This window comes from bacterium, from assembly GCA_035703895.1.
Classification (GTDB): Bacteria; Sysuimicrobiota; Sysuimicrobiia; order Sysuimicrobiales; family Segetimicrobiaceae; genus Segetimicrobium.
In genome coordinates, this window is the sequence record DASSXJ010000189.1 from 1 (window position 1) to 6,853 (window position 6,853).

Annotated in this window: 9 protein-coding genes and 1 riboswitch; of the genes, 4 read left to right on the forward strand and 5 right to left on the reverse strand. The window is 61.6% G+C overall.

Annotated features, from left to right (window positions below):
- On the reverse strand, positions 1-358 hold a 358-nt coding region (locus VFP86_13165; protein ID HET9000588.1), incomplete at its 3' end, for a CAP domain-containing protein.
- Positions 359-388: 30 nt separating this feature from the next.
- A riboswitch (cyclic di-GMP riboswitch) is annotated at positions 389-467 on the reverse strand.
- A 156-nt stretch (positions 468-623) separates the two neighbouring features.
- On the opposite strand from VFP86_13165, the gene VFP86_13170 reads away from it, so the two are divergent.
- The gene (locus VFP86_13170) at positions 624-1,166 is read left to right on the forward strand and encodes a hypothetical protein (GenBank protein HET9000589.1); all 543 of its coding nucleotides are present in this window, start codon (positions 624-626) and stop codon (positions 1,164-1,166) included.
- 7 nt (positions 1,167-1,173) lie between these two features.
- Here the strand turns inward: VFP86_13170 and VFP86_13175 are convergent, their stop codons facing one another.
- Positions 1,174-1,395 carry a hypothetical protein gene (locus VFP86_13175; GenBank protein ID HET9000590.1) on the reverse strand — a complete coding sequence of 74 codons (222 nt, stop codon included), beginning with the start codon at positions 1,393-1,395 and terminating at the stop codon, positions 1,174-1,176.
- A 46-nt stretch (positions 1,396-1,441) separates the two neighbouring features.
- On the reverse strand, positions 1,442-2,098 hold the full coding sequence (locus VFP86_13180; protein HET9000591.1) for a response regulator transcription factor: 657 nt from the start codon (positions 2,096-2,098) through the stop codon (positions 1,442-1,444).
- A gap of 318 nt (positions 2,099-2,416) precedes the next feature.
- Here VFP86_13180 and VFP86_13185 point away from each other — a divergent pair, with 318 nt between their 5' ends.
- Together VFP86_13185 and VFP86_13190 are read left to right on the forward strand one after the other, a co-directional pair.
- Positions 2,417-3,070, forward strand: a complete 654-nt coding sequence (locus VFP86_13185) for a response regulator transcription factor (GenBank protein HET9000592.1) — start codon at positions 2,417-2,419, stop codon at positions 3,068-3,070.
- Between the two features lie 613 nt (positions 3,071-3,683).
- Positions 3,684-4,067 carry a hypothetical protein gene (locus VFP86_13190; GenBank protein HET9000593.1) on the forward strand — a complete coding sequence of 128 codons (384 nt, stop codon included), beginning with the start codon at positions 3,684-3,686 and terminating at the stop codon, positions 4,065-4,067.
- 842 nt (positions 4,068-4,909) lie between these two features.
- Here the strand turns inward: VFP86_13190 and VFP86_13195 are convergent.
- Positions 4,910-5,125: a hypothetical protein gene (locus VFP86_13195; protein HET9000594.1), complete on the reverse strand. Its 216-nt coding sequence runs from the start codon at positions 5,123-5,125 to the stop codon at positions 4,910-4,912.
- Positions 5,126-5,156: 31 nt separating this feature from the next.
- Positions 5,157-5,774, reverse strand: a complete 618-nt coding sequence (locus tag VFP86_13200; protein HET9000595.1) for a class E sortase — start codon at positions 5,772-5,774, stop codon at positions 5,157-5,159.
- Positions 5,775-6,658: 884 nt separating this feature from the next.
- On the opposite strand from VFP86_13200, the gene VFP86_13205 reads away from it, so the two are divergent.
- The coding region (locus VFP86_13205; GenBank protein HET9000596.1) for an ATP-binding cassette domain-containing protein at positions 6,659-6,853 on the forward strand (195 nt) is incomplete at its 3' end.

A 6,853-nucleotide genomic window follows, 5' to 3' on the forward strand; every position in this document is an offset into this window, starting at 1 on the left:
GGACCCGAACTCCAAGCCCTAAAACCCGGTCCTGGGGGGTTCGTCCATCGCGCGACAAGTGCGTCAGGTAGCCCCAGGCAAACATCTCGCGACCGTGCGCTCTGGCTGCGCGCTGGATCGTGGCATGCGGCATCAGCGGGGAGAGACCGGCGCCGACTCGTTCCTGATTGATGAGGTTGAGAACTGTCACCTCAAGATCCTCGTCGACCTGAGGGGAGTCAGCTCGGGCAGGCAGCGGGTAGATATGGACCGAAGATCCCGCGAACGCGAACGACCTTAGGGAATCCAGTGGAACGGGAGATGCCGTCGCCGCAAAAATCACCAGCACCAGGCCGAACGCGACCAGGCCCCGATACATCAAGTACCTCCCTGGGGCCCGATCCGCTTCTTCGGCAACCTGGCTGGCTTCTCACCGAAGCTCCTAGGCTTTGCGTCCCTGCCTCACGGCAGGTTTGCCGATTCGGAAGCCCCTGCGATCTTTTCATACCCTAAATCGCCCACGCACAGCCAATACTCATCAGGAAGGGACAGCAGCACGCCCTCCCGAACGCCCCAACGTGCTTCACAGAAGCATGGAGCGTTTCTGTCCTCGAATCGCCGTGTTATCACCCGGCGCGGTGGCCGTGCGGGCCAGGGTCTTGTTGACCCGAGGAACGCTCACCACACGCCTGGTGCTCGCCGGAATCCTGCTCCTGGTCGGCCTCCCAGTTTTGACGATCTTGATTTATGTCTGGGGATATCCCTCGGCTCCGGTTCCGCGTGCTGCCGTGGTCGTCGTGGATACCTTCCAAGTCCTGATCGTTCTCAACGCCATCGTGGTCATCGCGCAACTCGCCTTGGAAACCCGGATTCGATACCCTTGGGTCGTTGGTACCCCCAGCCGGATGCGCGAAGTCAGTGGGACCTCGGCACCAGCTCAACACAGCGGACCGATAGGGCTCCGTGCCTTATCCTTGAGCCTGGCAGAGGCGATCTGGGAACAGGAGCGAAACGGCCGTGCCGTCCCCGGTCAAGCGATCCTGGACTACATCCGGGATGCGGTGACCGCCGAACTGGAATATCGCAGGCGTGTGTCGACGCTCGAACGGCGGTTGGCTGACCTGGAGGTTCGGTTTGGCGGGGGCGGCACGGCGGCGAGCCGGAAAACAGGCAGCCTGGAGTGCTGATCGAGGCCTACGCCGTCCCCATGTACCGCGATGATGCCGTGGCCTCGGAGAGGATGTAGTAGAGCTCTCGCTCCCCTGATGGCGCCGTGCCGAAATAGAAGCCTTTCACCATCCAAAGCCCGGACCGATAGGTCAGCAGATCGCCCACAACGTGATAGCGAGCGCCGTTGCATAATCTCGCCTGGATACTGATCTCGACGGGCTGCTGAAGGCGCCCGCGCTGGGTCACCGAGTTACCCTCCACGTGGACATGCCGATCAGATGGGCCGGCCATCTTACCGCATGATTCCTTTGCGCAAGAGGTAGGCGACCGCCTGTGTCCGGTTGCGGGCGCCGATCTTTCGAAGGATTGACCGGATGTGACTCTTGACGGTCGATTCGCCGAGACACGCCTTCTTGGCAATCTCGCGGTCCGTCGCGCCTTCAGCCATCTCCACCACAATCCCGAGTTCGCGGTTGGTGAGGCCGGCGAGATGCGCGCCGTTCTGGCTCGTGCGTTCTTGCATCAGGACCCGGAACCGCTCGATGAGCCTCCGCGTAATGTAGGGATGGGTCATCGTCCTGCCGTCGCACACTCCATGAATCGCCTTGACGAGATTGTCAGGGCTGATGTCCTTAAGCACGTAGCCACTGGCACCGGCTTCAAGCGCCCGAAACGCGCGTTCCTCGTCCGACGTCTCTGAGAGGACGATGATTTCCGTCCGTGGATGGTGCTGCTTGAGGAGGCTCACGGCCTCCGGGGTCGCGAGTCCGGGCATATCCTGATCGAGGAGGACGACATCAGGATCAAGATGGGCCAGAGTGCTGATCGCCTCTTGAACGTCCGGGGCTTCGCCGACGATCTCGACCGAGTTCGTGCCCTTGAGCAGGCTCTCAATTCCCTGACGGACCAGGGTCATGTCGTCTATGACCATCACCCGGACTGCACCCACGTCTGTCTCCCCCTATGTCCTTTACACTCTCGAGGTGTTTCCAGAAAGCGGGGCAGGTCCCTTGGTTCTTCTGGTGGAATTGGTCCCCCGTTTGATGGATAGGGGCAGTTCGAACGGAGGAGAGGCGCGAGAGAGGGCCGCGTTTTGTTTCGTTGTCTCAAGCCAAGGACCGGGGCAGGGCGATCTAGGGCTAGCGCAAGCCCCAAAAGGGCATTATATTCGCTGGTAGCCCCCACCAAGCATTTGTTCGGGTGCGTACCACCCCGACGCAATAGGTAGGTCCAAGCTGAAGGGGCAGCTCAGGAGGGTGAGCCAGTAGTGCCCGTCCGAGTCATGCTGGTTGACGATCACGAGATCATCACCGCCGGGCTGCGGGTGATCTTGCAGGCGGAGCACGACATCGCCGTCGTGGGAAAAGCCACGGGGGTGAAGGAAGCCGTCCGCAAAGCAGCCGAGCTGAAACCGGACGTCGTTCTCATGGATGTCAAGCTCGCCGACGGGAGCGGGATCGACGCGACGAAGCAGATCAAAGAATCCTCTCCCGAAACCCAGGTCCTCATCCTGACTGTCTATGACGACCAGGATACTGTGCTGAAAGCAGTGCAGGCCGGTGCGATCGGGTATGTGCTCAAGGACATTCCTCCCGAAAATCTGGTCAGGGCCATCCGCTCCGTCCATTCGGATCGGACCATGATCAACCCCGTGATCGCGCGCAAGCTCGTCGAGCGCCTCGCAACCACTGAGCGGGAGGCCGTCCTGTTCAACTTCCGGCGCGGGCCGGGCCTTACGGAGCGTGAGATCGAGGTCTTAAAGGGCGTGGCGTCCGGGCTCAGCGACAAGGAAATCGCGCTCAAGCTCTTCCTCTCCGAACCGACCGTCAAGAGCCATCTGCGATCTGTTTATCAAAAGCTTCGAATCCATAACCGCGCACAGGCCGCCGCCTACGCGGTAAAGAACGGTCTTGGGGCGTAGCCGGCAGCGCTAAGAAACCAACATAGGTCTTCGTACCACCTCTCGTCTCCACCAATGCGCGCGAAGGGCGACGGCGTGTCCGTGAGCTAGTCGAAATGCTGCCATAGCGCCGACCAAGGTCGAGTTGATCGAACACCTGGGCGTCTTGTCAACTTCCAGCAGATTCGCTTCCAAGAGGCCCTTGGACTCCTGAGAAGTTGTCCTTTTTTTTCCAAAAGAGGGCATTAGATCTACAAACGGTCCCCAGAAACATAGCAGGACTAGGGGGTGTCAAATGACTTCACGCCTCGGCGTCGTGCTCGAGTCGGCTTTGAAGGCGCCAGGGGTCGTCGCGTCAGTCCTGGTCGACTCCGATGGTTGCGTGATTGAAACCGTCTCCAATGTGGATGGCGATCTGGCGGTTTCCGGAGCCTTGGCTCGCCAGATGCTCGGGTTGTGGGCTTCGGTGGGAGCCGACCTGGGCCTAGGGGCTGTGGATTCGATCCTCATTGAGTGGGAGGGTGGGTCTGCGACGATCGCGCCCATGGGGCAGAATGGAACCCTCCTGATGTTCGGTAACCGGGCATGCCGCCCCGGTCGCCTGCGTCGTGAAGCTAGGCGAGGAAGGGAGAGGATGAACGAAGGGACTCCTGTCACCCCTCCGCCCCCCACCGATCATCTCGACGGTGACCTCGTGCCCGCGATCGACGAGGTGGGGCAGGCGCCCAACTCGATCACGGGAGAGGTTGTTCTCATCGGCGCTCACACATTCCGCTTGGTCACGAGACTGATCGCGACGCTCCTGCAGACGAAGGGAGTCCAGTCCTCGCGGCTGCGGGCTTACTCTCCTAGTAGCACGATCATCGACGTCGTCCTGGAGGATGGGGCGACACTGGCGGCCATTGACCACGGTGATCTCGATGAACTTGCCCTGGAGCGGACCGAAGAGGGCGGGACGCGGCTGATCTTTCGTGCTGGAACGGCGCTTGGGACTTTCCCGATCGGGAGCCGGGGATAGGAGCCCGGCCAGTATTTACCCCGATCGGCGCCCGAACGTCGCCAGCAAATCGGCAGACGCCGCCGGGCGCGTGCTTTCCAGCACCATGCAGCGCGCATTTCGAAGCAATCTTGTGAAACCTATAAACGCCTGCGGGAGCCGATGTCGTTGCTTGAATGACGAGGTATGCTGTGCCAGCGCAAGGAGCAACGCTGCGCGCGAGATCGGGGACAGACGAGTGCCTGACCCCGCGTGACGGAGAAGAACAAACGTATCAACCTCGATTGGTCGCATTTCGCGATCGTTGGGGAGCCAGAACTCCACACCGCCCTCGCGCACAACCGCCCGCCCAGGGGGAAGGGCTCCAGCGGCTTTTCGCGTCCACGGTTTGACGGTCATAGGGATAGCGAAGGGCATCACAACTCCTGCCGACGGGTCGAGTAGCGCAACTTCATCGGACAAATACATCGCGCCCCGCCGAAGGAGCGCAGCGACCGTAGACGTTTTTCCCGCACCGCTCTCCCCGACGAGGATCATTCCCCGCCCATCAAAGGCCACAACCCCGGCGTGAACGAAGAGCGACTCCGCGAGGAGCGTCGTCAAAGTGCCGACAATTTGTCCAAGCAGGGGGCCGACCGGTGTCCCGGGCGCGAGCGCTATGGACCACATCCGGTCCCCATTGACCACTCCATCCGCCGTTCGTCCGTCCGGGGACAGAGTAACATCAAGAACCGGAATGGTCTCACGGATCCTGAGGGAGGAGAGCATCTCGGCCAGCGCTGTGGTGATGGGCGCAGGTCCAGTGAGACGAACGAGGCCGCCCGCACTGGGCAGCCCCACAACTGCCGGCGCTTCCGGAGTCATCAGACCCATTCGATTGGGCTGCGAATCCACTCCCCGTTGACCTGACAGACGAGCCCGGAGTCCATCAGCACTTGAAGTGTCTCACGAACGCGTCCGGGCGTCCCGTTGACGGATGATTCGATCGCCTCCGTTGTTGATCCATGACAAAAGCTCCAGATCCGGCCTGCCCAGGCATCCAGCAGCAGCAGAGAACCGTGATCCCTATCGAGGATCACGATTTCATCCTCGAAGGCCGCGGCCAGCGCCTTATGGAGAGACATTGGCCGAGGAAGCGAGGTCCCCCCGCTCAAGGCTCCCAAACACGATCAGGCGCAACGCGGCACTATAAGGAGGGCTGCACGTCACGAGGGCGATGCCTCTGGCTCCTGTGGAATATTGCAACGCATCGGCCCTGTCTGGCGTCACCGTGACCTGGCGTTCAACGCGATATGTGTACCGATGCCCTGCGTAGTCGACCAGGATGGTGTCACCAGGCTCGAGCCGATCGAGCCGGAAAAAGGGCGCTCCATACGTTGTGCGATGGCCTGCGATCCCAAGCGTTCCGGGATCCGTGGGGAGGGCGGTCCAGGTGATGCGGCCGACTCCATATTGACGAAGGTGTTCGGGGGTCGCCCCATCGGGGACGAACCGGCGAACGCCAAGTCGCGGGATCATGAGGACAAGTCCGGTGTTCCGCGAGACGCGGTCTTTGGATGCCGGCTCCGGGTTGCGGTCGCCTTCCCAAGCCGCGAGCGCCGCGGTTTGTACTTCTGACGTCTCGCGCCCCGTGTACAGCACCCACGCTACGGGGGCCATCAGGAGCAGGATGCCTGCTGCGATGCAGAGCGTCGAAAGTCGGGATAGGACGTTGCGTGAGGCGTGCATGGAGGACCAGCCCTCCGGGGTTACTCCCCTGTCAGCCGCTCCGCAAACCTACGCAGCCAAATTCCGAATCCCAGGAACCCCGACCCCGCCACAAACGGGAGCCAGAGATTCGCGCCGGTATACGGGAGCGCGAGTCCCGGACCTTGTTTGGCTGGATTTGCCGCAGCGGGGCCTGTCTGGGCGGCGCTCGCGGCGAGTACGATCGGCGCCGGCGTCGAACGACCGCCACCCGCAACTGGGGGTGTCGCATCTGGAGTAGAAGGGACCACTACGGGCGCCGAAGGAGACGTGACCGCTGGGCCTGCCGTCACGGCCGGCGGCACTGCGGGTGGGGGGGTTGAAGCCGCGATCCCGCCCAACGTAGCGAGCCCTAAGAGCAGGCTTCCAAGCGCGGGAATGATACCACCGCCACCGCCGCCGCCCCCGATGTCACCTGTGCTGCCCCCGGTCAAGGTTCCAGTACCACCTCCGGTCCCGCTCCCGCCTCCGGTGCCACCTCCAGAGAGCATCACAACGCCAAACTGAAATGTCAGGGGTTGAACGGTAACTCCGCCACGAGTGATTTGCATACCGACCCCCTACTGCGAACCGATGAGTGCGCTGTCCTAGGTTCTTTTGTGCCGTCGAACAATCCTTCCCTGCTCTATATTGCGAAAATCGAGAACGGATTGAATATCACCCGTAAGGTCAATCTTGATTTCCAAGCGGATGTTTCTATTAGCTGGCAAGGCCTCAGGGGCGAATCACCATCCGAATGATAGGTCCTCATTCGATTGGATAGCGGAGGGTTCCTTTCAAGTAGTGTTGAACCAACGCCTTGGCGAATGATCCGAACGCGTGATCTAGGAAAGACATTCCTTCCGCCACCGTGGCCGCTCTCCCTCGTGGGCCGCCAGATAGAGCACGAAGTCCTCGCTCTTCAAGGCATCAGCCTCGAAATCGAGCGCGGGGAAGTGTTCGGGATTGTCGGCCCTAATGGCGCCGGAAAGACGACACTTCTGAAGATCCTCGCGACCTTGATCCTTCCTTCCCGAGGGACTGCGCGGGTCAACGGGGCCGACCTAGTGCTGGGTGCGCCC